This window comes from Pseudomonas sp. H3_A02, from assembly GCF_054671965.1.
Genome location: NZ_CP162807.1, coordinates 4,237,182 through 4,260,708, shown reverse-complemented (window position 1 = coordinate 4,260,708; position 23,527 = coordinate 4,237,182). Strand labels below are relative to the sequence as shown.

The 23,527-nt window shown below is 60.9% G+C and carries 18 protein-coding genes and 1 pseudogene; 12 read left to right on the top strand and 7 right to left on the bottom strand.

Annotated features, from left to right (window positions below; all coding sequences use genetic code 11):
• From AB4N80_RS18790 to AB4N80_RS18780, 3 genes are read right to left on the bottom strand one after another with little or no spacing between them, the layout of a single operon-like run.
• On the bottom strand, nucleotides 1–588 hold the full coding sequence (locus AB4N80_RS18790) for a chemotaxis protein CheB (RefSeq protein ID WP_305467124.1): 588 nt from the start codon (nucleotides 586–588) through the stop codon (nucleotides 1–3).
• Nucleotides 585–1,400 carry a CheR family methyltransferase gene (locus AB4N80_RS18785; protein WP_305467126.1) on the bottom strand — a complete coding sequence of 272 codons (816 nt, stop codon included), beginning with the start codon at nucleotides 1,398–1,400 and terminating at the stop codon, nucleotides 585–587. The genes AB4N80_RS18790 and AB4N80_RS18785 overlap by 4 nt, the downstream gene beginning before the upstream one ends.
• Entirely contained in the window at nucleotides 1,400–4,882 is a 3,483-nt protein-coding gene (locus AB4N80_RS18780) for a response regulator (RefSeq protein WP_354336954.1), read from the bottom strand. The genes AB4N80_RS18785 and AB4N80_RS18780 overlap by 1 nt, the downstream gene beginning before the upstream one ends.
• A 274-nt stretch (nucleotides 4,883–5,156) precedes the next feature.
• On the opposite strand from AB4N80_RS18780, the gene AB4N80_RS18775 reads away from it, so the two are divergent.
• The 10 genes from AB4N80_RS18775 to AB4N80_RS18730 all read left to right on the top strand — a co-directional run bounded on the left by AB4N80_RS18775 (nucleotide 5,157) and on the right by AB4N80_RS18730 (nucleotide 16,687).
• Nucleotides 5,157–5,528 (top strand): response regulator, encoded by a 372-nt coding sequence (locus AB4N80_RS18775; protein WP_305467129.1) that lies wholly within the window; start codon nucleotides 5,157–5,159, stop codon nucleotides 5,526–5,528.
• Nucleotides 5,529–5,605: 77 nt separating this feature from the next.
• Complete coding sequence (locus AB4N80_RS18770; RefSeq protein ID WP_354336955.1) at nucleotides 5,606–6,898, top strand: glycosyltransferase; 1,293 nt, start codon at nucleotides 5,606–5,608, stop codon at nucleotides 6,896–6,898.
• Between the two features lie 70 nt (nucleotides 6,899–6,968).
• Nucleotides 6,969–7,874: an AraC family transcriptional regulator gene (locus tag AB4N80_RS18765; RefSeq protein ID WP_053119509.1), complete on the top strand. Its 906-nt coding sequence runs from the start codon at nucleotides 6,969–6,971 to the stop codon at nucleotides 7,872–7,874.
• A 293-nt stretch (nucleotides 7,875–8,167) separates the two neighbouring features.
• Nucleotides 8,168–9,478: an ABC transporter substrate-binding protein gene (locus tag AB4N80_RS18760; protein WP_305467132.1), complete on the top strand. Its 1,311-nt coding sequence runs from the start codon at nucleotides 8,168–8,170 to the stop codon at nucleotides 9,476–9,478.
• A gap of 157 nt (nucleotides 9,479–9,635) precedes the next feature.
• The gene (locus tag AB4N80_RS18755; protein ID WP_305467134.1) at nucleotides 9,636–10,568 is read left to right on the top strand and encodes a carbohydrate ABC transporter permease; all 933 of its coding nucleotides are present in this window, start codon (nucleotides 9,636–9,638) and stop codon (nucleotides 10,566–10,568) included.
• 10 nt (nucleotides 10,569–10,578) lie between these two features.
• On the top strand, nucleotides 10,579–11,409 hold the full coding sequence (locus tag AB4N80_RS18750) for a carbohydrate ABC transporter permease (RefSeq protein ID WP_039590930.1): 831 nt from the start codon (nucleotides 10,579–10,581) through the stop codon (nucleotides 11,407–11,409).
• A gap of 39 nt (nucleotides 11,410–11,448) precedes the next feature.
• Nucleotides 11,449–12,552 (top strand): ABC transporter ATP-binding protein, encoded by a 1,104-nt coding sequence (locus AB4N80_RS18745; protein WP_122567345.1) that lies wholly within the window; start codon nucleotides 11,449–11,451, stop codon nucleotides 12,550–12,552.
• Between the two features lie 15 nt (nucleotides 12,553–12,567).
• Nucleotides 12,568–14,049: a mannitol dehydrogenase family protein gene (locus AB4N80_RS18740; protein ID WP_122567344.1), complete on the top strand. Its 1,482-nt coding sequence runs from the start codon at nucleotides 12,568–12,570 to the stop codon at nucleotides 14,047–14,049.
• Nucleotides 14,050–14,248: 199 nt separating this feature from the next.
• Nucleotides 14,249–15,736: a xylulokinase gene (gene xylB, locus AB4N80_RS18735; RefSeq protein ID WP_122567343.1), complete on the top strand. Its 1,488-nt coding sequence runs from the start codon at nucleotides 14,249–14,251 to the stop codon at nucleotides 15,734–15,736.
• Between the two features lie 12 nt (nucleotides 15,737–15,748).
• Complete coding sequence (locus AB4N80_RS18730) at nucleotides 15,749–16,687, top strand: carbohydrate kinase family protein (RefSeq protein WP_122567342.1); 939 nt, start codon at nucleotides 15,749–15,751, stop codon at nucleotides 16,685–16,687.
• A gap of 83 nt (nucleotides 16,688–16,770) precedes the next feature.
• Here AB4N80_RS18730 and AB4N80_RS18725 read toward each other — a convergent pair whose 3' ends face one another.
• The 4 genes and pseudogenes from AB4N80_RS18725 to AB4N80_RS18710 form a co-directional block, all read right to left on the bottom strand.
• Entirely contained in the window at nucleotides 16,771–17,052 is a 282-nt protein-coding gene (locus AB4N80_RS18725) for a DUF1652 domain-containing protein (protein WP_122567341.1), read from the bottom strand.
• Nucleotides 17,053–17,445: 393 nt separating this feature from the next.
• Nucleotides 17,446–18,444 (bottom strand): annotated as a pseudogene (gene ilvA, locus AB4N80_RS18720) (threonine ammonia-lyase, biosynthetic); the annotation flags it as partial.
• A gap of 341 nt (nucleotides 18,445–18,785) precedes the next feature.
• The gene (locus tag AB4N80_RS18715) at nucleotides 18,786–19,934 is read right to left on the bottom strand and encodes a PQQ-dependent sugar dehydrogenase (RefSeq protein WP_305467142.1); all 1,149 of its coding nucleotides are present in this window, start codon (nucleotides 19,932–19,934) and stop codon (nucleotides 18,786–18,788) included.
• Between the two features lie 47 nt (nucleotides 19,935–19,981).
• Complete coding sequence (locus AB4N80_RS18710) at nucleotides 19,982–20,323, bottom strand: hypothetical protein (RefSeq protein WP_122567338.1); 342 nt, start codon at nucleotides 20,321–20,323, stop codon at nucleotides 19,982–19,984.
• A 277-nt stretch (nucleotides 20,324–20,600) separates the two neighbouring features.
• Between AB4N80_RS18710 and ku the strand changes: the two genes are divergently transcribed.
• Both ku and ligD read left to right on the top strand, forming a co-directional pair.
• Complete coding sequence (gene ku, locus AB4N80_RS18705; protein ID WP_122567337.1) at nucleotides 20,601–21,491, top strand: non-homologous end joining protein Ku; 891 nt, start codon at nucleotides 20,601–20,603, stop codon at nucleotides 21,489–21,491.
• Nucleotides 21,492–21,524: 33 nt separating this feature from the next.
• On the top strand, nucleotides 21,525–23,519 hold the full coding sequence (gene ligD / locus AB4N80_RS18700) for a DNA ligase D (protein WP_354336965.1): 1,995 nt from the start codon (nucleotides 21,525–21,527) through the stop codon (nucleotides 23,517–23,519).
• The last annotated feature ends 8 nt before the right edge of the window (nucleotides 23,520–23,527 follow it).

The window sequence follows — 23,527 nt, the reverse complement described above, 5'->3', positions numbered from 1 at the left end:
TCATTCCAGCCCGGCCAGCAATTGGCCGATGCCTTGCAAAGTAAGGATATGGTCGGGCTCGTGCAGGGCCAGCGCCGCTTCGGGCATGGTCGAGACCTGGGCTTCAGCGGGGTCTTGCACCACGGTGATCCCACCCAGCGCACTGACCTTCGCCAAGCCCCGGGCGCCATCGTTGTTGGCACCGGTCAGCACCACGGCCAGCAATTTCTGGCCGTAGACATCGGCGGCCGATTCAAACAGTACATCGATGGACGGCCGCGAATGGTGTACTGGCTCCTCCAGACTCAACGACAGGCTACGATCAGCCTCGACCGACAAGTGATAGCCGGGCGTGGCGACGTACAAGGTGCCCGGCACGATGTCTTGCTTGTCCCGAGCTTCCTCCACCGGCACCGCCAGACGATGACCGAACACAGGAGCCAGTTGACTGTCGCGCTCATCCGGCAAATGCAATACCACCAGGATGGGCAGGCCAAAGCCTTTGCGCAGGTGTCCGAACACCTTGAGCAACGCTTCGACGCCGCCGGCCGACGCACCGACGACAATGGCCTCGATGGGCGGGTTGGATCTGTCCTTCGTCTGGTTCATAACTTGCGATAGATCCGTTCCTGTTTGACCAACGGCTCGAATCGATGACCGTAAGCCGAAAAATCCAGTGTCTCCTTACTGCCCAATACCAGGAAACCACGGTGACAGAGGGACTCATGGAACAGTCCAAACGCACGATCTTGCAGTTTTTTATTGAAATATATCAATACGTTGCGACATGAAATTAATTGAGTTTCTGAAAAAACACTGTCGGTTGCCAGGCTGTGATCAGCGAAGGTCACGTTCTTGCACAGGGTTTTATCGAACATCGCATAATCGTAGGCGGCCGTGTAGTAATCGGCAAACGAGCGCCGTCCTCCGGCGTTCTGGTAGTTCTGGGTATAGGTGCGCACGTTTTCCAGGGAGAAAATCCCCTGCTTGGCTTTTTCCAGCGAGCGCGGGTTGATATCGGTGGCGTAGATCAACGTGCGGTCCAGCAGGCCTTCTTCGCGCAGCAGGATCGCCATGGAGTAGACCTCCTCCCCCGTGCTGCAACCGGCGATCCAGATCTTGATCGAAGGGTACGTCCTGAGCAGCGGCACGATTTCCTCGCGGATCGCCAGGAAATGCGAGGGATCGCGAAACATCTCGCTGACGGGGATCGTCAGCAGTTGCAGCAATTGCATGAACGCACCCGGGTCATGCAGAACGCGCTCCTGCAAGGCCGAAATGGTCTTGCACTCGAACTGGCTCAACGCATGGTGGACCCGGCGCTTGATGGAGGCGCCGGAGTAATCGCGAAAATCGTAGCTGTACTTGAGGTAGATCGCTTCGATCAACAAACGAAGTTCAATGTCAGTGTCACGTTCCACTAAATTCTTTCCATATTCGGCAACCACACGCGAATCAGCGAGAACAGACGATCCAGATCGATCGGCTTGGCCAGGTAGTCATTGGAACCCGCCGCCAGGCAGCGTTCCTGATCGTCCTTCATGGCCTTGGCCGTCACGGCGATGATCGGTAGCTTGCGCCAGCGTGGATCCTTGCGGATCAGCGCGGTGGCTTCAAAACCGTCCATTTCCGGCATCATCACATCCATCAGCACCAGGTCGATGTCGTCGAATTCATTCAGGCGATCGATCGCCTCCAAGCCATTGCGGCCGATGACAACGACCGCACCCTTCGCCTCAAGGGCGCTGGTCAGGGCAAAGATATTGCGCACATCGTCGTCCACCAGCAGCACCTTGCGGCCTTCGAACACCTTGTCGCGGCTGCGGGCGGTCTTGAGCATCCGCTGTCGTTCATGGGACAACCGGGATTCGACTTTGTGCAGAAAGAGTGTCACCTCGTCCAGCAAGCGCTCTGGCGAACGGGCGCCCTTGATGATGATCGAGCGTGAATATCTGCGCAGCTCGGCTTCCTCGTCCCGTGTCAGGTTGCGCCCGGTGTAGACGATCACCGGCGGGAAGGAGCAGATGTCTTCGCTGGACATGCGCTTGAGCAGGTCATTGCCAAGCATGTCCGGCAACTTGAGGTCGATGATCATGCAGTCGTAGACGTTGGTGCGCAGCAGGTCCAGGGCTTGCTGGGCGAAGCCAACGGCGGTGATTTCGATGTCATCGTCGCCGATCAGGCGAGTAATACTGTCACGTTGCAAGTCGTCATCTTCCACCAGCAGCACCCGCTTGACCTTCTGGGTCAGCTTGGCTTCCAGGCGGGCGAACACGTCCTTGAGCTCTTCGCGGGTGGTCGGCTTGACGGCATAGCCGACGGCGCCCATGTGCATGGCGGCTTCAACGCGGTCTTCGACGGAAATCACGTGCACCGGAATGTGCCGGGTTTCGGCCTGCTCCTTGAGCCGCTGCAACACCGTCAGCCCGGAATGGTCCGGCAGGCGCATGTCTAGCAGGATCGCGTCGGGAGCCAGTTGCAACGCCAGGTCGAAGCCTTCGTCGGCACCGTGCGCCACCAGGCACTGGTAACCGAGCTCGTGGGCCAGGTCGAACAGAATCCGGGCGAACTTGGGCTCGTCTTCGATCACCAGGATGCACCGGGTGTCGAACGGCGCCCTGTCGCGGTCGTCGGCGAATCGGGCAATCGGCATATCCACCTCGGCGATCAGCGGCGCTGGCGCGGCTTTGGGGGTTACGGGAGCCGGCGCGGTGGCCGTCGGGGTGAACGTCATCGGCTCTATCGGCGCATCCCCGGGTTCGACGTAACGCTCAGGCAATACCAGCGTAAACACACTGCCCTGCCCTGGCTCGCTGGAAACGGAGATCGAGCCGCCCAGCAACGTGGCCAGGTCCCGGGAAATCGACAATCCCAGGCCCGTGCCACCGTAACGACGGTTGGTGGTGCCATCGGCCTGACGGAACGCTTCGAAGATGCTTTGTTGCTGATCGACGGCGATGCCGATCCCGGAGTCGCGCACCATGAACGCGATGCCCGAGCCCGGCTGGCCTGCCACGGACAGGCTGACGGAGCCCCGCTCGGTGAACTTCACGGCGTTGGACAACAGGTTCTTGATCACCTGTTCCAGGCGCTGGCGATCGGTGTAAAGCACCGCCGGCGCGTCGGGCAGCACCTGGACCTCGAAACTCAAACCCTTGTCGGCCGCCAGCGGCTTGAACATATCTCGCAGCCCTTCCACCAGACGTTGCACACTGGTGTTTTCTGGACGCACCTCCAGCTTTCCGGCCTCGACCTTGGAAATGTCGAGAATGTCGTTGATCAGGTTCAACAGGTCGTTGCCAGCTGAGTAGATCGACTCGGCAAACTTGACCTGCTCTTCGCTGAGGTTTTGCTGCGGGTTCTCCGCCAGCAACTTGGACAGGATCAGCGAGCTGTTGAGCGGCGTTCGCAGTTCGTGGGACATGTTGGCCAGGAACTCGGATTTGTACTTGCTTGAACGCTGCAGCTCTTCGGCGCGCTCCTGCAACTGGATCTGGGCCAGGTTCAGTTCGCTGTTCTTCTGGTCCATGGCGTCGCGCTGCTCGGCCAGTTGTTCGTTGGTCTGCTCCAGCTCCTGCTGCTGGGTTTCCAGGTGGGCCTGGGATTCCTTGAGAATGCGCGACTGCTCTTCCAGCTCTTCGTTGGCAGTCTTGAGCTCTTCCTGCTGGACTTGCAGCTCTTCGTTCAACTGTTGGGTTTCGGCCAGCACTTCCTGCAAGCGCTGGCGATAACGAGCGGCTTCGATGGAGGTGCCGATATTGCCGGCGATCAACTCCAGCAGCTCGATGTCACGCTCGGTCAATGGCCGCAGGAAACCCAGTTCGATGACACCGTTGATCCGGTCATCGTCACTGGTGGGCACCACCAGTACGCTGTTGGGCAGGCCTTGCCCCAATCCGGAGCTGACTTTCAGGTAATCGCTCGGCACATCATCCAGACGAATGAGCCGCCCCTGCTGCACGGCCTGACCCGCGATGCCTTCACCGGCGACGATCACCTGTTGTTGTTCTTCATCCTCCCGGGACAGGCCGTAGCTGGCGACGCGCTTGAGGACACCATTTTCTTCCCGCGCATAAAGCGCAGCGACAGCGACGTCCAGGTATTTCGCACAGAACTGCAGGATGTTGCGACCCAACAGGTTCAGCGACAGTTGCCCCAGGACCTGCTCGGCCAGCAGCGTCTGGCCGTTACGCAACCAGGCCTGCTTCTCCAGGTGCAAAGCGCTGCGTTGCTGGACTTTCAGGCTGGCGCTGTAGCTTTCGGACAGGTTCAACAGATCCCGGCGACCGACGTAGGCCAGCAGCCCGCTGACCGCGGCGACGAACAATAGATAAAGGGCAATGCTCCAGACGGTGGTGGTGCGCACTTCCTCGTTGCGCGCCGCGCGCAGTTGCTGCTCGGTCTCGACGACTTCTTCGAAGGACTGGCGAATTTCGTCGGTCAGGCGCTTGCCGCGTCCGGCCTTCACCGCGCCCCGGTAATCACCGCTGCTGCGTTGCAGGTCGATCATGCTCTGGGCGTAATTGGCCCACTCCGTCTGGAGCGCTTGAATCTTGTGCAGGCGGTCGGTCTGGACCGGGTTATCGGCTGTCAATTCCAGCAATGTGTCCAGCGCCACGGCGATCCGTGGCTTGGCCACTTCGTAGGGGTCGAGGAAGTGCTCGTCACCACTCAACAGGTAGCCGCGCATGCCGGTTTCCAGGTCCACGCTCAGCTTGAGTGCTTCGTTGGCGTTATTGATCACCCTGTCGGTATGGCCGACCCACTGGATCACCGACAGCAGATACGTGATAAGGATGATGAAAAACACCGCGCTGAGGGCGCCTATGCCCAGCGGCAGGCTGATGTTGCGGCTCAGGAGCTTGCGAAAACTTTGCTCGTCGACCGAAGACGAAGGAGTCATGGAAAGGGCCTTGGTGGACAGTTGAAATCGGTGGAGTTTGCCCGAAAAAACGCGCTTGGATCCACATTTTCTGACAAGTCAAAGACGCAAATCCCACGACGATCCGTCTTGTAGCAGGGAAGCGACTATCCTTGTCAGCTCTTGTACTATAGATCCTTTCTTGTACAACCTACGGAACTTGTGCCGCCTTGGCGCTTACTCATAAAAGAGGCTCATGAATGAGGCCAGTTTTTTTCCGTGCCCTTCCCGCTCCCATCTTTCGAGAATGTCTATTATGTCCACCGCCCCTGCCGCCACCCAACCCACCATCCTGGTAGTCGAAGACGACGATATTGTACGGATGCTGATCGTTGACGTGTTGGAAGAGCTGGAATATCAGGTGCTGGAGGCGGACGGTTGTAAGCAGGCGCTGGAGTTTTTGTCCGACCACGATCAGCCCATCGCCCTGATGATGACCGACGTTGGCCTGCCGATAATGGACGGGCGGGAACTGGCCAAGAGGGCTAGACTCGAGCGGCCGCAACTGCCGGTGCTGTTTGCCAGCGGTTACGCAGAAAGCATCGATGTGCCTGAGGGCATGTCGGTGATCGGCAAGCCCTTCTCCATCGATCAGTTGCGGGACAAGGTCAAACGCATTCTTGCTTGAGCCGGATCGCATTCTTGGTCACTATCGGCGCCCCGCGCGCCGATGGCGCCTGATTCGCGCCAAGGAACCCCCTGCCCATGCGTCACCCCACCGCCACCAAAGTCCTGGTTATCGGCTATGTCTGGCCCGAGCCGCGTTCATCGGCGGCCAGTGGGCACATCATGCAAATCCTCGACACCTTCCTCGGCCAAGGCTGGGACATCACCTTCAGCAGCCCGGCTGGCCCGGGCGAGCAGCGCGCCGACCTGGTCGCGCTGGGCATCCGCGAAGTGCCCATCGAACTCAATAACAGCAGCTTCGACGCGTTCATCCATACACTTGCGCCCGACATCGTGCTGTTCGACCAGTTCATGATGGAGGAACAGTTCGGCTGGCGCGTCGAAAAGCACTGCCCCGGCGCCCTGCGAGTGCTGGAGACCTCCGATCTGCAAAGCCTGCGTCACGCCCGGCATCAACGCCTGAAGGAGCGCCTGAAGCACGATGAGGCGAGCGAAGACTTCAGCGACCTCTTCGCCCCGGCCCTGGGCGAGGAGTTCCAACGGATGGCCGACACCGACCTGGCCAAGCGGGAAATCGCCGCCCTGTACCGCTGCGACGTCAACCTCATGGTGTCCGAGGTTGAAATCGAACTGTTGGTGGAGCACTTCAAGCTGCCCCGCAACCTGCTGCACTGGTGCCCGTTGATGCTGGACCTGCCCAGCGGCCCGCCGGTGCCATTCTCGGATCGGGCGCATTTCCTGAGCATCGGCAACTTCCGCCATGCGCCGAACTGGGACGCCGTGCTCTGGATGAAAAACGCCATCTGGCCGCTGATCCGCCAGCAATTGCCCGGATCGCAACTGCACCTGTACGGCGCCTACACCCCGCCCAAGGCCGCCGCGTTGCATAACCCGGCCCAGGGCTTCCACATCATGAACTGGGCCGAGGACGCCTTGCAGGTCATGTCGGCCGCACGCATCTGCCTGGCGCCGTTGCGTTTCGGCGCCGGGATCAAGGGCAAGCTGATCGACGCCATGCTCTGCGGCACCCCCAACGTCACCACGCCTGTGGGGGCCGAAGCCATGCATGGCGACATGCCCTGGCCCGGGTCGATAGCCCAGAGCGCCGAAGACATCGCCCGCGCGGCAGTGCAGCTGTATAGCGACCAGGCACGTTGGACCCAGGCCCAGGAGGCAGGCCTGGCGCTGCTGGAGAGCCGCTACCAGCAACAGGTGCATGGGCCGGCGCTGATCGACAGCATCAACGCTTGCCGGGCGGACCTGGGGCAACGACGCCGGGACAATTTCACCGGCAGCATGCTGCGTCACCACCAGCACAAAAGCACCCAATACATGTCCCAGTGGATCGAAGAAAAAAATCGCAACGGTTAGACGTCAGAGTGGCACCCGCCTGGCGAAGGGGGCATTATCCAACGGCGATAACAATAAAAGCGCCAGGCCCATGACCCGAACAGCCAGAGTCACCGACCCCTCCTATGAGTTGATGGACGACCATAACGGGCTGTCCATCATCTACCGCCAGCATGGTTTTCCCTGCCCGCTGGTGCGCTGGCATTTCCACAAGGAATACGAGCTGCACTTGATCGTCGCCAGTTCCGGCAAGGTGTTCATTGGCGACTACATCGGTAACTTCTACCCCCAGTCGCTGTTTCTCACCGGGCCCAACCTGCCCCACAACTGGATCAGCCAGGTGGCCGAGGACGAAGTGGTGCCCAAGCGCGACATGCTGGTGAACTTCACCGACGAGTTGTTCGAAAGCGGCCACCAGGTATTCGCTGAACTCAAGACGGTCGCACCGCTGCTCGAACGCGCCCAATACGGCATCGAGTTCCGCTGCAAGCGCACCATCCGCCAGGCCATGACCCTGATGCAGCGCATCGCCGACTCCCAGGGCATGAGCCGACTGGGGCACTTTTTCATCCTGATGGAGCTGCTGGCCGCCACGGATGACTACCAACTGCTGTCCGGCGCGACCGCCCCGCAAACGGCGGACGAACACAGCATCGACCGTACCAACCGCGCGGTGGACTACATCTTTGCCCATTACGCCCGGGAGCTGCCCCTGGAAGAAGTCGCCGAGCACCTGGGCATGAAGCCCACCTATTTCAGTCGGGTGTTCAAACAGGCCACCGGCCGCTGCTTCATCGAATTCGTCAATCGCCTGCGCATCAGCAAATCCTGCGAATTGCTGGCCGATGGCGACAAGCCGGTGACGGATGTGTGTTTTGAATCCGGCTTCAACAACATCTCCAATTTCAACCGGCGTTTCCAACAGCTCAAGGGCATGACGCCTTCCCACTACCGGCGGTTGGCGGTGCAGCGGTTGACCGAGCAGAACCAGGGCTGAATCTCGGCTCATTTCTGTGGCGGAATTTATGTGGGAGCAAGGCTTGCCCGCGATGCAGACGCCTCGGCTCCCCGGAAGACCGTGTCAACTTCATCGCGGGCAAGCCTTGCTCCCACAGATAATTTCCATCGCCGCCCCATGCAGTGCAAAAAAGTATCAGCACAAGTGCGACGGATGATTTGTCACGCCGCCCATTGAAGGCTGTAATCAGCGCACATTCTTCCCTTCATCCGGAAGACACAAAAACAATAACTGTCCTTCTGCAGCCTTCGGGCGCGGAAAAGGAGTGCGCGATGAAACCTTCGGTAAAAGCTCTGCTTGTCTCCACCTGCATGACCCTCAGCAGCGTCAGCTTCGGCGCAGAGACCCTCACCATTGCCACGGTCAACAACAGCGACATGATCCGCATGCAAAAGCTCTCGAAAACTTTCGAGGCCGAGCACCCGGACATCAAGCTGAATTGGGTGGTGCTCGAAGAAAACGTCCTACGCCAACGCTTGACCACCGACATCGCCACCCAAGGCGGACAGTTCGACGTGCTGACCATTGGCATGTACGAAGCTGCACTCTGGGGCGCCAAGGGCTGGCTGGAACCGATGAAGGACCTGCCGGCCTCCTACGACTTGGATGACGTCTTCCCTTCCGTGCGCGATGGCTTGTCGGTCAAAGGCTCGCTGTACGCCCTGCCGTTCTACGCCGAAAGCTCGATCACCTATTACCGCACGGACCTGTTCAAGAACGCCGGGCTGACCATGCCCGAACACCCGACCTGGACCCAGATTGGTGAGTTCGCAGAAAAGCTCACTGATAAATCCAAGGAACAGTATGGCCTGTGCCTGCGGGGCAAGGCGGGCTGGGGCGAGAACATGGCGCTGATCACGACCCTGGCCAACGGCTTTGGCGCGCGCTGGTTCGATGAGAAGTGGCAGCCGCAGTTCAATGGCCCGGAGTGGAAGGATGCACTGAACTTCTACGTCGACAACATGAAAAAATCCGGCCCGCCGGGGGCTTCCAGCAACGGTTTCAACGAAAATCTCGCGCTGTTCAACAGCGGCAAATGCGCGATCTGGGTGGATGCCAGCGTCGCCGGCTCGTTTGTCACCGACAAGACCCAGAGCAAGGTGGCCGATCACGTCGGATTCACCTTCGCTCCCCACGAAAAAACCGACAAGGGCACCTCGTGGATGTACTCCTGGTCCCTGGCCATCCCGGCCAGTTCCAAAGCCAAGGACGCCGCCAAGGTCTTTACCACTTGGGCAACGTCCAAGGAATACAACCAATTGGTCGCCAAGACCGACGGCATTGCCAACGTACCACCAGGCACCCGCACCTCGACCTACAGCGACGAGTACATGAAGGCCGCGCCGTTTGCCAAGGTGACCCTGGAATCGTTGAAAGTCGCCGACCCGAAAGCCCCTACCCTCAAGCCCGTGCCCTACATCGGCATCCAGTTGGTGACCATTCCCGAATTCCAGGCCATCGGCACCCAAGTGGGCAAGTTCTTTTCGGGCGCGCTGACCGGCCAGCAGACCGTGGACCAGGCGTTGACCGCCGCGCAGTCCACCACCGAACGCGAGATGAAACGCGCTGGGTATCCCAAGTAGTCAACTCATTGAGGCCCGCTCCCGGTTCCTGTGGGAGCGAGCTTGCTCGCGATGAGGGCCTCCCAGCCACTATCACGGGCGACTGACACGACGCTATCGCGAGCAAGCTCGCTCCCACAGTGGATCTTCATAGGCCCGCAAAAATCGGTTCAATGCCATGAATAGCTCAACGACAACCGCCAAAGCACCCATCGAGATCGCCCCACCGGCGCGCAAGCTTCGCCTGGCCAACCCGGGCTGGTTCCTGGTCAGCCCTTCGGTCGCCTTATTGCTGCTGTGGATGATCGTGCCGCTGGGCATGACCGTCTATTTCTCGCTGATCCGCTACAACCTGCTCTATCCCGGCGAAAACGAATTCGTGGGACTGGAAAATTTCACTTATTTCCTCACCGACTCGGGTTTCATGCCCGGCGCCACCAATACCCTGTTGCTGGTGGGCAGCGTGTTGCTGATCAGTATCGTCCTCGGGGTGTTGATCAGCGCGCTGTTGGAGGCCAGTGAGTTTTTCGGTCGCGGCATCGTTCGTGTGCTGCTGATCTCGCCGTTCTTCATCATGCCCACCGTCGGTGCGCTGATCTGGAAAAACCTGATCTTCCACCCGGTCTCGGGCATCCTCGCCTCGGTGTGGAAGCTGTTCGGCGCCCAGCCGGTGGACTGGCTGGCCCATTACCCGCTGCTGTCGATCATCATCATCGTGAGCTGGCAATGGCTGCCCTTCGCGATCCTGATTCTGATGACCGCCATGCAGTCGCTGGACCAGGAACAGAAAGAAGCCGCCCGCCTGGACGGTGCCGGCCCCATCGCGATCTTCTGGCACCTGACCCTACCGCACCTGGCCCGCCCGATTGCCGTGGTGCTGATGATCGAAACCATCTTCCTGCTGTCGGTGTTCGCCGAGATCTTCACCACCACCAACGGTGGCCCCGGCTATGCCTCCACCAACCTCGCGTACCTGATCTACAACCAGGCGCTGGTGCAGTTCGACGTCGGCATGGCTTCGGCCGGTGGCTTGATTGCCGTGGTCATTGCCAACATCGCCGCCATCATCCTCGTCCGGATGATCGGCAAAAACCTCACCGACAAGCAATGAGGCCGTCGCCATGACTCTTCAACAATCCCGTCGCCTGCAAAGCCTGCTGTTGGGCACGCTGGCCTGGGCCATCGCGATCCTGATCTTCTTTCCGATCTTCTGGATGGTGCTGACCAGCTTCAAGACCGAAATCGATGCGTTCGCCACACCGCCGCAGTTCATCTTCGCGCCGACCCTGGAGAACTACCTGCACATCAACGAGCGCAGCAATTACTTCAGCTTTGCCTGGAACTCGGTGGTGATTTCCTTCAGCGCCACCGCCCTTTGCCTGCTGATCGCGGTGCCGGCGGCCTACTCCATGGCGTTCTATGAAACCCAGCGCACCAAAGGCACATTGCTGTGGATGCTCTCCACCAAAATGCTGCCACCGGTGGGCGTGCTGATGCCGATCTACCTGCTGGCCAAGCAGTTTGGCCTGCTGGACACGCGTATCGCGTTGATCATCATCTACACACTGATCAACCTGCCCATCGTGGTCTGGATGATTTACACCTACTTCAAGGACATTCCTCGCGACATCCTCGAGGCCGCCCGCCTGGATGGCGCCACGCTCTGGCAGGAAATGGTTCGCGTGCTGCTGCCCATCGCCAAGGGCGGCCTGGCGTCCACCGTGCTGCTGTCGCTGATCCTGTGCTGGAACGAGGCGTTCTGGTCGCTGAACCTCACCTCCTCCAAGGCCGCGCCCCTGACGGCGTTGATCGCTTCCTACTCCAGCCCGGAGGGTTTGTTCTGGGCCAAATTATCGGCCGTCTCGACCCTGGCCTGCGCGCCGATCCTGATCTTTGGCTGGATCAGCCAGAAACAGCTGGTGCGCGGTTTGTCCTTCGGCGCGGTGAAATAACCCGCCCTACACCATTATCAGAAGTGGAGGCCCATCATCATGGCCAACCTGAAAATCAAGAATTTGCAAAAGGGTTTCGAAGGCTTCTCCATCATCAAGGGTATCGACCTTGAGGTGAACGACCGCGAGTTCGTGGTCTTCGTCGGCCCATCGGGCTGCGGCAAGTCCACGCTGCTGCGGCTGATCGCCGGCCTGGAAGAGGTCAGCGACGGCACCATCGAACTCGATGGCCGGGACATTACCGAAGTCAGCCCGGCCAAGCGCGACCTGGCGATGGTGTTCCAGACCTACGCCTTGTACCCGCACATGAGCGTGCGCAAGAACATGTCTTTCGCCCTGGACCTGGCCGGTGTGCCCAAGGCTGAAGTCGAGAAGAAGGTCAACGAAGCGGCGCGCATCCTCGAATTGGGGCCGATGCTCGAGCGCAAGCCCAAGCAACTGTCCGGCGGCCAGCGCCAGCGTGTGGCAATCGGCCGGGCCATTGTGCGCAACCCGAAAATCTTCCTGTTCGACGAACCCTTGTCCAACCTCGACGCCGCCCTGCGAGTGCAGATGCGCCTGGAACTGGCACGCCTGCACAAGGAGCTGCAGGCGACGATGATCTACGTGACCCACGACCAGGTCGAAGCCATGACCCTGGCCGACAAGGTGGTGGTGCTCAATAGCGGGCGCATCGAACAGGTTGGCTCGCCGCTGGAGCTGTATCACCAGCCGGCCAACCTGTTTGTCGCCGGGTTCCTCGGCACGCCGAAAATGGGCTTTCTCAAAGGCAAGGTCACCGCCTTGGACAGCCAGGGTTGTGAAGTCCTGCTGGACGCCGGCACGCGTATCAGCCTGCCATTGAGCGGTGCCAACCTGAGCGTCGGCGGCGCGGTGACCCTGGGGATTCGTCCGGAACACCTGAACCTGGCGCAACCGGGCGATTGCACCCTGCAAGTCACCGCCGACGTCAGTGAGCGACTGGGTAGCGACACCTTCTGTCACGTCGTCACGACGTCCGGCGAAGCCTTGACCATGCGGGTTCGCGGCGACCTGGCGAGCCGTTTCGGTGAGCAACTGAGCCTGCACCTGGACGCTGAACACTGCCATTTATTCGATGCCGAAGGCGTAGCGGTCTCCCGCGCGCTGCGTGCTGCCGCCTGATTGTAGAGACTTGTGATGAAACTCAACCGACAGAACCTGCACAACCTCAACGCCGAGGTCGCCCTGCCCGCTTATAACCTGGACGACCGTCGCCAGGGCATCGCCCACATCGGCGTGGGTGGTTTCCACCGTGCGCACCAGGCGTATTACACCGATGCGTTGATGAACACCGGCGAAGGACTCGACTGGGCCATTTGTGGCGTAGGACTTCGACCCGAAGACCGTCGCGCCCGGGATGACCTGGCCGGCCAGGATTATTTGTTCACGCTTTATGAGTTGGGCGACACCGACGACACCGAAGTCCGCGTCGTCGGCGCCATCGCCGACATGCTATTGGCCGAGGATGGCGCCCAGACGCTGATCGACAAACTGGCCGACCCGCAAATCCGCATCGTTTCGCTGACCATCACCGAAGGTGGCTATTGCATCGACGACAGCAATGGCGAGTTCATGGCCCACCTGCCGCAGATCCAGCACGACCTGGCCCATCCCGAGGCGCCGAAAACGGTTTTCGGCTTCCTCTGTGCCGCCCTGGCCAAGCGCCGCGCGGCTGGCACCCCGGCGTTCACGCTGATGTCCTGCGATAACCTGCCCCACAATGGCGCAGTCACTCGCAAGGCGCTGCTGGCGTTTGCCGCGCTGCGCGACCCGGAACTGGGTCAATGGATCGACGCAAACGTGAGTTTCCCCAATGCCATGGTCGATCGCATTACCCCGATGACCAGCAGCGCCCATCGCTTGCAATTGCATGACGAACACGGCATCGACGACGCTTGGCCGGTGGTCTGCGAACCGTTCGTGCAATGGGTGCTGGAAGACAAGTTCGTCAACGGTCGCCCGGCCTGGGAAAAGGTCGGCGTGCAATTCACCGATGACGTTTCTCCCTATGAAGAGATGAAAATCAAGCTCCTCAACGGCAGTCACCTGGCGTTGACCTACCTGGGCTTTCTCAAGGGTTATCGCTTCGTCCACGAAACCATGAACGACCCGCTGTTCGTGCGTTACATGCGCGCCTACATGGACCTGGACGTGACGCCGCAGCTGGCACCGGTGCCGGGCATCGACCTGACCGACTACAAGAACACCCTGGTGGAACGCTTTTCCAACCAAGCGATTGCCGACCAGTTGGAGCGGGTCTGTTCGGACGGCTCGTCGAAGTTTCCAAAATTCACCGTTCCGACCATCAATCGTTTGATTGCCGACGGCGGCGAAACCCGCCGTGCGGCGCTGGTCGTGGCGGCCTGGGCGGTGTACCTGAAGGGTGTGGACGAGAACGGCGTGACGTATTCGATCCCGGACCCACGGGCGGCGTTCTGCCAGGCCTTGGTGGCTGACGATGCGCTGGTGACCCAGCGGCTGCTGGAAGTGGAAGAAATCTTTGGCACCGCGATCCCCCGTTCGCCAGAATTCGTGGCAGCCTTCGAATGGTGCTGCAACAGCTTGCGCGAGCACGGGGTTACGCGAACACTTGAGCGGGTACTGACCGAGGCGAACTAAGGCCCGACCGCGAACCGCTGTTGTGGCGAGGGGATTTATCCCCGCTGGGGCGCGAAGCGGCCCCCAACGTACTGCCTGATACATCGCAGTAGCAGATGCATTTGGGGCTGCTTCGCAGCCCAGCGGGGATAAATCCCCTCGCCACAGATAAGGCGCTCGCCACAGGCTCTGTGTTTTGTTCTTAGATCCGAGGATTTTTATGGCAAACCAACAACTGTTCCTGGGCATCGACTGCGGCACCCAAGGCACCAAGGCGCTGATCCTGGATGCGCTCAGCGGCCAGGTACTCGGCCAGGGCGCCGCTGCCCACAGCATGATCAGCGGGGCCAACGGTCGCCGTGAGCAAGACACCCAGCAATGGCTCGATGCATTCACCCAGGCGACCCATCAGGCCTTGGCTGCCGCCGGGGTCGATGGCCAGGCGATCCTCGGCATCGGCGTGTCCGGCCAGCAACACGGCTTGGTGTTGCTTGACGAGCAAGGCCAGGTCTTGCGCCCCGCCAAGCTGTGGTGCGACACCGAGACGACGCCGGAAAACGATCGGCTCCTGGCGCACCTGGGCGGTGAGGACGGCAGCCTCGAACGCCTCGGCGTGGTGATCGCGCCGGGCTACACGGTTTCCAAACTGCTCTGGACGCGGGAGCAGCATCCCCAGGTTTTCGAACGCATCGCCAGCGTCCTGCTGCCCCACGACTTCCTCAACTACTGGCTCACCGGCCGCCATTGCAGCGAATACGGCGACGCCTCGGGGACCGGCTACTTCAACGTGCGCACCCGTCAATGGGACGTGCAGTTGTTGCAACACATCGATCCCGGCGAACGCCTGCTAATGGCGCTTCCGGAGCTGATCGAGGCGCATCAGCCGGTCGGGCGCATCCTGCCGGCCATTGCCGCGCACCTGGGCATCAACCCCAACGCGGTGGTAGCCAGTGGCGGCGGCGACAACATGATGGGCGCCATCGGCACCGGCAATATCCAGCCCGGCGTGATCACCATGAGCCTCGGCTCCTCCGGTACGGTCTATGCCTATGCCGCCGAACCTGCGGTCAGCCCGCAACCGTCAGTGGCGACGTTCTGCTCTTCCAGCGGTGGCTGGCTGCCGCTGATCTGCACCATGAACCTGACCAACGCCACCGGGGCGATTCGCGAGTTGCTGGACCTGGACATCGACGCTTTCAACGCCCAGGTGGTCCAGGCCCCGATTGGCGCCGAGGGTGTGTGCATGCTGCCGTTCCTCAACGGCGAGCGGGTGCCTGCCCTGCCCCATGCCACCGCTAGCCTGCTGGGCCTGACCACCACCAACTTGACCCGGGCCAATCTGTGCCGCGCCGTGGTCGAAGGCACGACCTTCGGTTTGCGCTATGGCTTGGACCTGCTGCGGGCCAACGGACTCAAGGCCCAGAGCATTCGCCTGATCGGCGGCGGCTCGAAGAGCCCGGTGTGGCGGCAGATCGTCGCCGACATCATGGACACCACGGTCATCTGCACCGAACAAAGCGAAGCGGCGGCGTTGGGTGCGGCGATCCAGGCGGCGTGGTGCCATTCAGGCGCGCAAGACAGTCTGGCCGAACTGTGCGAGCGCTGCGTCAAGCTCGACCCGGCCAGCGAAACCCGGCCAGTGGCCGCACACGTCGCGGCGTCCCAGCAGGCGTATGAACGTTACCGACAACACGTCGCAACCCTTTGAGAGCGGGCAACTATGTATTTGGTGTGTGGTGAAGCGCTGTTTGATTTTTTCAGTGAAACCGAGGCAAATGGCCCTGCCTCGCAGGTGAACTACAAGGCGATTGCCGGCGGCTCGCCGTTCAACGTGGCGGTGGGGTTGCGCCGCCTGGGTGTTGAATCGGCGCTGTTTACCGGGCTGTCCACCGACTACCTGGGCCGTCGCCTGCAGCAGGTATTGCTCAACGAAGGTGTCAGCAGCCAATACCTGCTGGACGTCGACGCGCCGACCACCCTGGCGATGGTCGCCGTCGGCGCCAATGGTTCACCCCACTACAGCTTTCGCGGAGAAGATTGTGCCGACCGGCAACTGAGCCTGGCCCATCTACCGGACCTCGGTCCTGAAGTGCATGGCTTGCATGTCGGCTCGTTCTCGCTGGTGGTCCAGCCCATTGCCGATACACTTCTGGCCCTGGTGCAACGGGAGAGCGGCCGGCGCCTGATTAGCCTCGACCCGAACGTACGACTCAACCCGCAGCCGGATATCGAGTTGTGGCGCTCGCGGATCGCGACACTGGTGCAATATGCCGACCTGATCAAGGTCAGTGATGAAGACCTGAGCCTGCTCTACCCGCAGGTCGAACCCCAGGCGGTCATCGACGGTTGGCTAAAGCACCGTTGCCAGTTGGTTTTCCTGACCCGCGGCGGCCAGGGCGCCACGGTCTTCAGTCGCCAGCACGGCACATGGTCCCTGCCAGCGTGCCCAGTGAAGATCGCCGACACCGTGGGGGCAGGCGACACCTTCCAGGCCGCGCTGATTGCCTGGCTGACTGAACAACAATTGGATTCGATCGAGGGCCTGCAGACGCTGACCCGTGAGCAGATCAGCGCCATGCTGGAATTCGCCATTCGCGCTGCGGCCCTGACGTGCGGAAAAACCGGCCCGGACCTGCCGTACCGGCAGCAACTGGCCTGAGTGCGCGCCACAGTTGAAAAACTGGACGCCGGGTTCGGACATCGCCGGACCCGAGCGTCGGATTAATCAGGACAAAGCCGTAATCAGCGCCCGGTCATTCGATGATGTTGCTGATGAAAGTGATTGCCAGCGGCGGGGTTATGGTCAAGCTCCGTACGCAGCTCGGCGATCAGGTCGTTGATGGCCCGGCAACCGGTAAGCTTGCTGGCATCGATGCCGGTTTTAATCAGGGCCGCATGATCGGTCCTGTGGTCATCGAAGATCTTGATCGTCATCACCAACTCAGGTGACAAGGTGCATTGCGAGCGCTTGGGCAGCAAACTGCTTTCAATGATGTTTCGCATTTCGAGGGCAGATAGAAACATGGCGACTCTCTCCTGTTGAGGCGGCCAATTTATGTTCACGACGGCGGTATTTTCGTCCGTTTTCTTCCCTGCGGACTGGGACTACGAATACCGTGCCGTTCGTTCTTTCTTTGGCGTTTTCAGTTAACGAGTTCGTCTAGCGAACTCCTGAATCATCCCGCAAAAATTATGCCTGTATTGACGACCCTCCGGATTGATATGAATCAAGCGCTTAGCTCCGTCCTGCGCCACAGGGCTCGTGCAAAATGCAAGGAAACGATGCTTTTTCCATGCAAAGTGCAATCGCTTTGATCCTGTTCGCAACCTAGAGTAGCCCCTAATGCGAAGGAGCAAGCGGGCATCCGTCGCCTGGTTCAAAAAAAGTGTGACGTCGCGTAAAAAAGCTCAAAGACCGCCCACCGCCGCCCGCTCCGCCACGTGACGCAAACTGTCGAAATTGATGTTGGCACCCGAATCGATCGCTACCAGCGTCTCGCCTCGCGCGCCCGTGCGCGCCACGTATTGCTTGATGCCCGCCACCGCCAATGCCCCTGACGGTTCGGTGATGGAACGGGTGTCGTCATAGATGTCCTTGATCGCGGCGCACAGTTGGTCGTTGGTCACGGTCATTACCTCGTCGACACAGAAACGGCAGATATCCAGGCCATGGGCACCGATCTGCGCCACGGCCACGCCGTCAGCGAAGGTTCCCACCTCGGGCAAGGTGACCCGCTCCCCTGCGGCCAGCGCGGCCTGGAGACAGGCCGAGTGCTGTGACTCGACGCCGATGATGCGTATCTCCGGGCGCAGGTACTTGACGTAGGCGGCGATCCCGGCGATCAACCCACCGCCGCCGACCGGGACAAAAATCGCGTCCAGCCGGCCAGGATGCTGGCGCAGGATTTCCATGGCGACGGTGCCCTGACCGGCAATCACGTCCGGGTCATCGAACGGCGAGACGAACTCCCGCCCGGTCCGCTCCGCCAGTTCCAGCGCATGGGCCAGGGCAAACGGAAAACTTTCCCCATGCAGCAACGCCTCGGCGCCGCGGTTGCGCACGCCCAGCACTTTCAGTTGCGGGGTGCTCACGGGCATGACGATGCTGGCCGAAATACCCAGCTCCCGTGCCGCCAGCGCGACGCCCTGGGCGTGATTGCCGGCTGACGCCGTGATGACGCCACGGGCCCGCTGCTCCGGGGTCAGGTGCACGAGCTTGTTGTAGGCACCGCGGACCTTGAAGGAAAAGGTCGGTTGCAAGTCTTCGCGCTTGAGCAGGATCCGGTTGCCCAGGGCTTCGGACAGCGCGGGCGCCGCTTGCAGCGGCGTGCGCACAGCCAATTCGTAGACCGGCGCGGCGAGGATTTTCTTTACATAGTGCTCAAGTAGGGTTTGCTCGGCGTGGGCAGCGGTCATGGCGATCTCCTGGTTCGGTCGGAGCCCAGGAGACAGAAAGAAAAAACCCGCCTCGAGGGCGGGTTCGGTGCAGCCGTCAGCTAGCCCGCCAAATAAGGAATGGCGGTAATAATGCTTGGCTGGCTGCGCAGTACGATTGAATTCATGCCTGGAAATTAGCGGTGCGTTTGCGGCAAGTCAATGGGCAAATCAAGTGCCATTTGATATTCGCCGCAGTGACCTTAAGTGAGCAGCATGGCCTGTGGGAGCGAGCTTGCTCGCGATAGCGGAGTGTCAGTCAGCATCAATGTCAGCTGACCCATAGCAATCGCGAGCAAGCTCGCTCCCACATTTTTCTCCAATTACTTGAGTCCAACTTTGTATAAGGCCCCGTCATCTTCATCCGTCAGCACATAGAGATACCCATCCGGGCCCTGGCGAACATCGCGGATTCGCGCCTTGAGCTCGCCCAACAGGCGCTCTTCATGGACGACCTTGTCGTCCTGCAATTGCAGGCGAATCAGTTCCCCGGACACCAGGGCTCCGATGAACACACTGTGTTGCCAGGCCTTGAAACGCTCATGGTCGTAGAACGCCATGCCGCTGAGCCCGGGTGAGACCTGCCAGACGTGGTAAGGGTCGAGGGCGCCTTCGACGGTTTTGCCCTGGGCTTCGGGAATCGGAGCGCCGGAATAATTGATGCCGTGGGTCGCCAGTGGCCAGCCGTAGTTCTTGCCGCGCTCGATGATGTTCAATTCATCGCCGCCTCGGGGTCCATGTTCGTTCTCCCACAGGGTGCCATTCCAAGGATTGAGGGCGGCGCCCTGGGGGTTACGCACGCCGTAGGACCAGATCTCGGGACGGACATCTTTCTGACCAACGAACGGGTTGTCGTCGGGCACCTTGCCGTCGGGGTAGATGCGCACGACCTTACCTTGCAGCTTGTCCAGGTCCTGGGCGGTGGGCCGGTCGTTGTTTTCCCCCAGGGTAATGAACAAATAGCCGTCGCGGTCGAAGACCAGTCGCGAACCAAAGTGGTTGCCCGTGGACAGCTTGGGTTGCTGGCGGAAGACCACGTCGAAATTCTTCAGGCTCTTGAGGTCTTCGGACAGTTGCCCGCGTCCCACGGCGGTGCCGGCCTTGCCGTCTGCGCCCGCCTCGGCATAAGACAGGTAGACGGTGCGATCCTGCTTGAAGTCCGGCGACAACACCACGTCCAGCAGGCCGCCCTGCCCCTTGGCCCACACGTCGGGCACGCCGCTCAGGGGCGCGGACAATTGGCCGTCGGGGCTGACCATGCGCAGGTTGCCCCCTCGCTCCGTCACCAGCAGGCCCTGTTGGCCAGGCAGGAATGCAACGGACCAAGGGTGCTCCAGCCCCTTGACCACGGTGGTCACTTCCAGGGTGCCCTCTTCGCTTTTGAAAGACTGGGTTGGCGCAGCGATGGTCGGCGTGGCAAGGGTCAGGACAGCGCTGGCGCAGAACGCGGCCAGGAGTGTTTTACGCAACATGCACATTTCCTTCTGCGGTGTTGAAAGAGAACGACGGGCTCCAGCGCCTAGCGGTTGCCATTCTGGCTGTTCCTGGGTGGCGTGGGAGACTCGATGGTCGGTCGCGGCGAACTCGACGGCTGGCCGGACCGGGGATAGCCATTGCCGATGCCGCCGTTTTCCAGGGTCGGCGGTCGTGGTACCGGCACTGTCGGGTTGTTATGAATCGTCGGCACGTTGGGCCGGGTGCCCTGCATGCTGTTGGGATTGGCCCGGCGCGTCGGGCTGTTATAGGGATTGTTGTTGCCCGGCAGGTTCTGGGCCAGGACCATTGGGCCTGCGCTGGGCGTGGCGGCCTGAGCAGCGGCAGTCAGCAATAGCGTCATGATGGCGAGCATCAGCCTGTTCATTGGGGCACCTCTTGGGTTCAGGCATATCGAAAGCACGCTACGCCGCAGGTTCGCCCTTGTTAAGCGAAATATCCCGGTGAAGATGTAACCAAGAGTCTCCGAACCATTGTGGGAGCGAGCGCGCGATGGCGATGGATCAGCCTGCCCCCATAGCGTCTGTACCGCCGCTATCGCGAGCAAGCTCGCTCCCACAGTGAAGCAGGCAGTGAATGATGGAAACTTTTCCCGAAGCGCGAAGGTCACCAGAGAGACATCCACAGGCAAGGAAAACACCACCATGGCTCGGGCAATCTGGAAAGGCGCAATCAGTTTCGGGCTGGTCCACATTCCTGTCGCGCTGGTGTCGGCCACCTCTTCCCAGGGTGTGGATTTTGACTGGCTGGACAAACGCAGCATGGACCCGGTGGGCTACAAGCGGGTCAACAAGGTCACGGGCAAGGAAGTGACCAAGGAAGACATCGTCAAGGGCGTCCAGTACCAGAAAGGCCAGTACGTGCTACTCAGCGAAGAGGAAATCCGCTCCGCCCACCCCAAGTCCACCCAGACCATTGATATCTTTTCCTTTGTCGACAGCGAGAAGATCCCCCTGCAAAACATCGACACGCCTTACTTTCTCGCTCCCGACAAGCGTGGCGGCAAAGTCTACGCCTTGCTGCGTGAAACCCTGGTCAAGACCAACAAAGTAGCCCTGGCCCACGTCGTGCTGCATACCCGCCAGCACCTGGCCGCCCTCATGCCCCTGGAATCGGCCCTGGTGCTGGTGATGCTGCGCTGGCCTGCGGAGGTACGCGAGCTGGATATCCTGGAACTGGGTGACGAGGTCACGAACCCGACCCTGGCCAAAGGCGAGCTGGAAATGGCCAAGCGCCTGGTGCAGGACATGAGCGCCGACTGGGAGCCGCAAGAGTACCGGGACAGTTTTGAAGACAAGATCATGGAGCTGGTGGAGAAAAAGGCCAACGAAGGCCGTCTCGAAGCCGTGGAGACCGATCCAGGCGAAGAACAACGCAAGACCGCCGATGTCATCGACCTGACCGAGCTGCTCAAGCGCAGCCTGGGCGGCAAGGGCAAGGCCACCGACAAATCCGCCGGGAAGGCGCCTGCAAAACCTGCGAAACCCCGCAAATCCGCTCCTGCCAAAAAAGCCACCAAGGCCTCCCAGGGCTAAAACCCTGGCGCGTGCTATACAAGGGAATCTGTCATGGCCAACGCCGAGAGTGAATCTGCTCGTTTATCCAATGCCGAATCGGGCGCAACGACGCCCCGCAATCCTGGCCGAGGGGGAACGGCAGCCCCTGGCAACCGCCTGCCCGAACGCCTGGCGCCGCAGTTGGCGACGCCCGTGGAGGAGCCACCCACCGGTGAATGGCGCTATGAAGTCCAATTCCACGGTTATCGACTGCTAAGCCGCATCGAACACGGCGAAGTCCGGTTATACAACCGTAACCACCAGGACTGGACGGATCGACTGAAGTTGCATGCCGACGCCGTGGCCGGATTGGGTCTGGGGGACAGTTGGCTGGACGGCGAGTTGGTCCTGCTCGATGAAACCGGTCACTCCGATTTCGCGGCCCTGCGCCAGGCATTCGAAATCAGCCGCACGGTCGACATGGTGTATTTCCTGTTCGATGCGCCCTTTCTCAATGGCGTAGACCTGCGCCAGGCACCGGTGGAGGAGCGCCGCGCCGCGCTGAAAAAAGCCCTGAACAACAATGCCAGCAAGCGCCTGCGTTTTTCCGAATCGTTTTCCGCCAGCCAGCACGATATGTTCGAAAGCGCCATCGCGCTGTCACTGGACAGCGTGGTCGGCAAACGCCAGGGCAGCCCTTATATGTCCCAGCGAAGCGCCGATTGGGTAAAGCTCAAGTGCCGGTTGCGCCAAGCCTTCGTTATCGTCGGGTTCACCCGCCCCCAAGGCAAGCGCAGCGGTTTCGGCGCGCTGCTGCTGGCTGTCAACGAGCCAATGGGGCTGGTGTATGCCGGCCGGGTCGGCACAGGGTTCAGCCAGGTACAAATCAAACAACTGCATGAGCAACTGTGTGCACAGCAGCGCGAGACCTCGCCGCTGGCTGCGCCGCTCAAGGGGGCGCAGGGACGCGGCGTGCAATGGGTCGAGCCGACCCTGACCTGTGAAGTCGAGTTCACCGAGTGGACCCGCGATAGCCAGGTGCGGCAGGCTATTTTCCTGGGCTTGCCGACCCATAAGTCCGCCAACAAGGTGGTTCGTGAGCAGCCCTTGCCGATAAAGCCCACCACGCTAAAACCCCAGCGTCGCAAAAAAGCCGGCACGGCCAAAGTCGACGGGGTGACGATCACCCACCCCGAGCGGGTCATCGACAGTGTCAGCGGCGTGCAAAAGGCCGAGCTGGCGCAATATTACCTGGACATCGCCCCTTGGATCCTGCCGCACCTCAGGTTGCGCCCGGTCGCACTGCTGCGGGCACCGGACGGTATCGGCGAAGAACTGTTCTTTCAAAAACACGCCGATCGCCTGGAGATCCCCCACATCAAGCAGCTGGATCCGCAACTGGACCCAGGCCATGCAGCCCTGATGGAAATCGATGATATCCACGCGCTGGTCGGCGCGGCGCAGATGGGCACGGTGGAACTGCACACTTGGGCCGCGACCCACGACCGGATCGAGACACCAGACCTGTTTGTCCTGGACTTGGACCCGGACCCGTCGCTGCCCTGGAGCGCCATGATCGAGGCGACCCGCATGACTTTGGCGGTGCTCGACGAACTGGGCTTGCAGGCCTTCCTCAAGACCAGCGGTGGCAAAGGCATGCATGTGATCGTGCCCTTGGCGAGAAATGAAGGTTGGGACACCATCAAGGCGTTCGCCAAAGCCATCTCCCAGTTCCTGACCCGGCAAATGCCCGAGCGCATCACCGCCACCATGGGACCGAAGAACCGCGTCGGAAAAATATTCGTCGACTACCTGCGCAACGCCCGCGGGGCCAGCACGGTGGCCGCCTACTCGGTACGCGCCAGGCCAGGCCTGCCAGTCTCGGTGCCAATTGCCCGGGACGAGCTGCAGACCCTGCGCAACGCCCAGCAATGGGACATCTATACCGCGCTGGAACGGGCCAAGGGCTTGGACGCCGACCCTTGGGAAGGCTACAACCACCGCCAGCGGATTACGGCGAAGATGTGGGAGCAACTGGATGCGCAAAAACCCGAGGCACAAGGATGAGTGCAGTG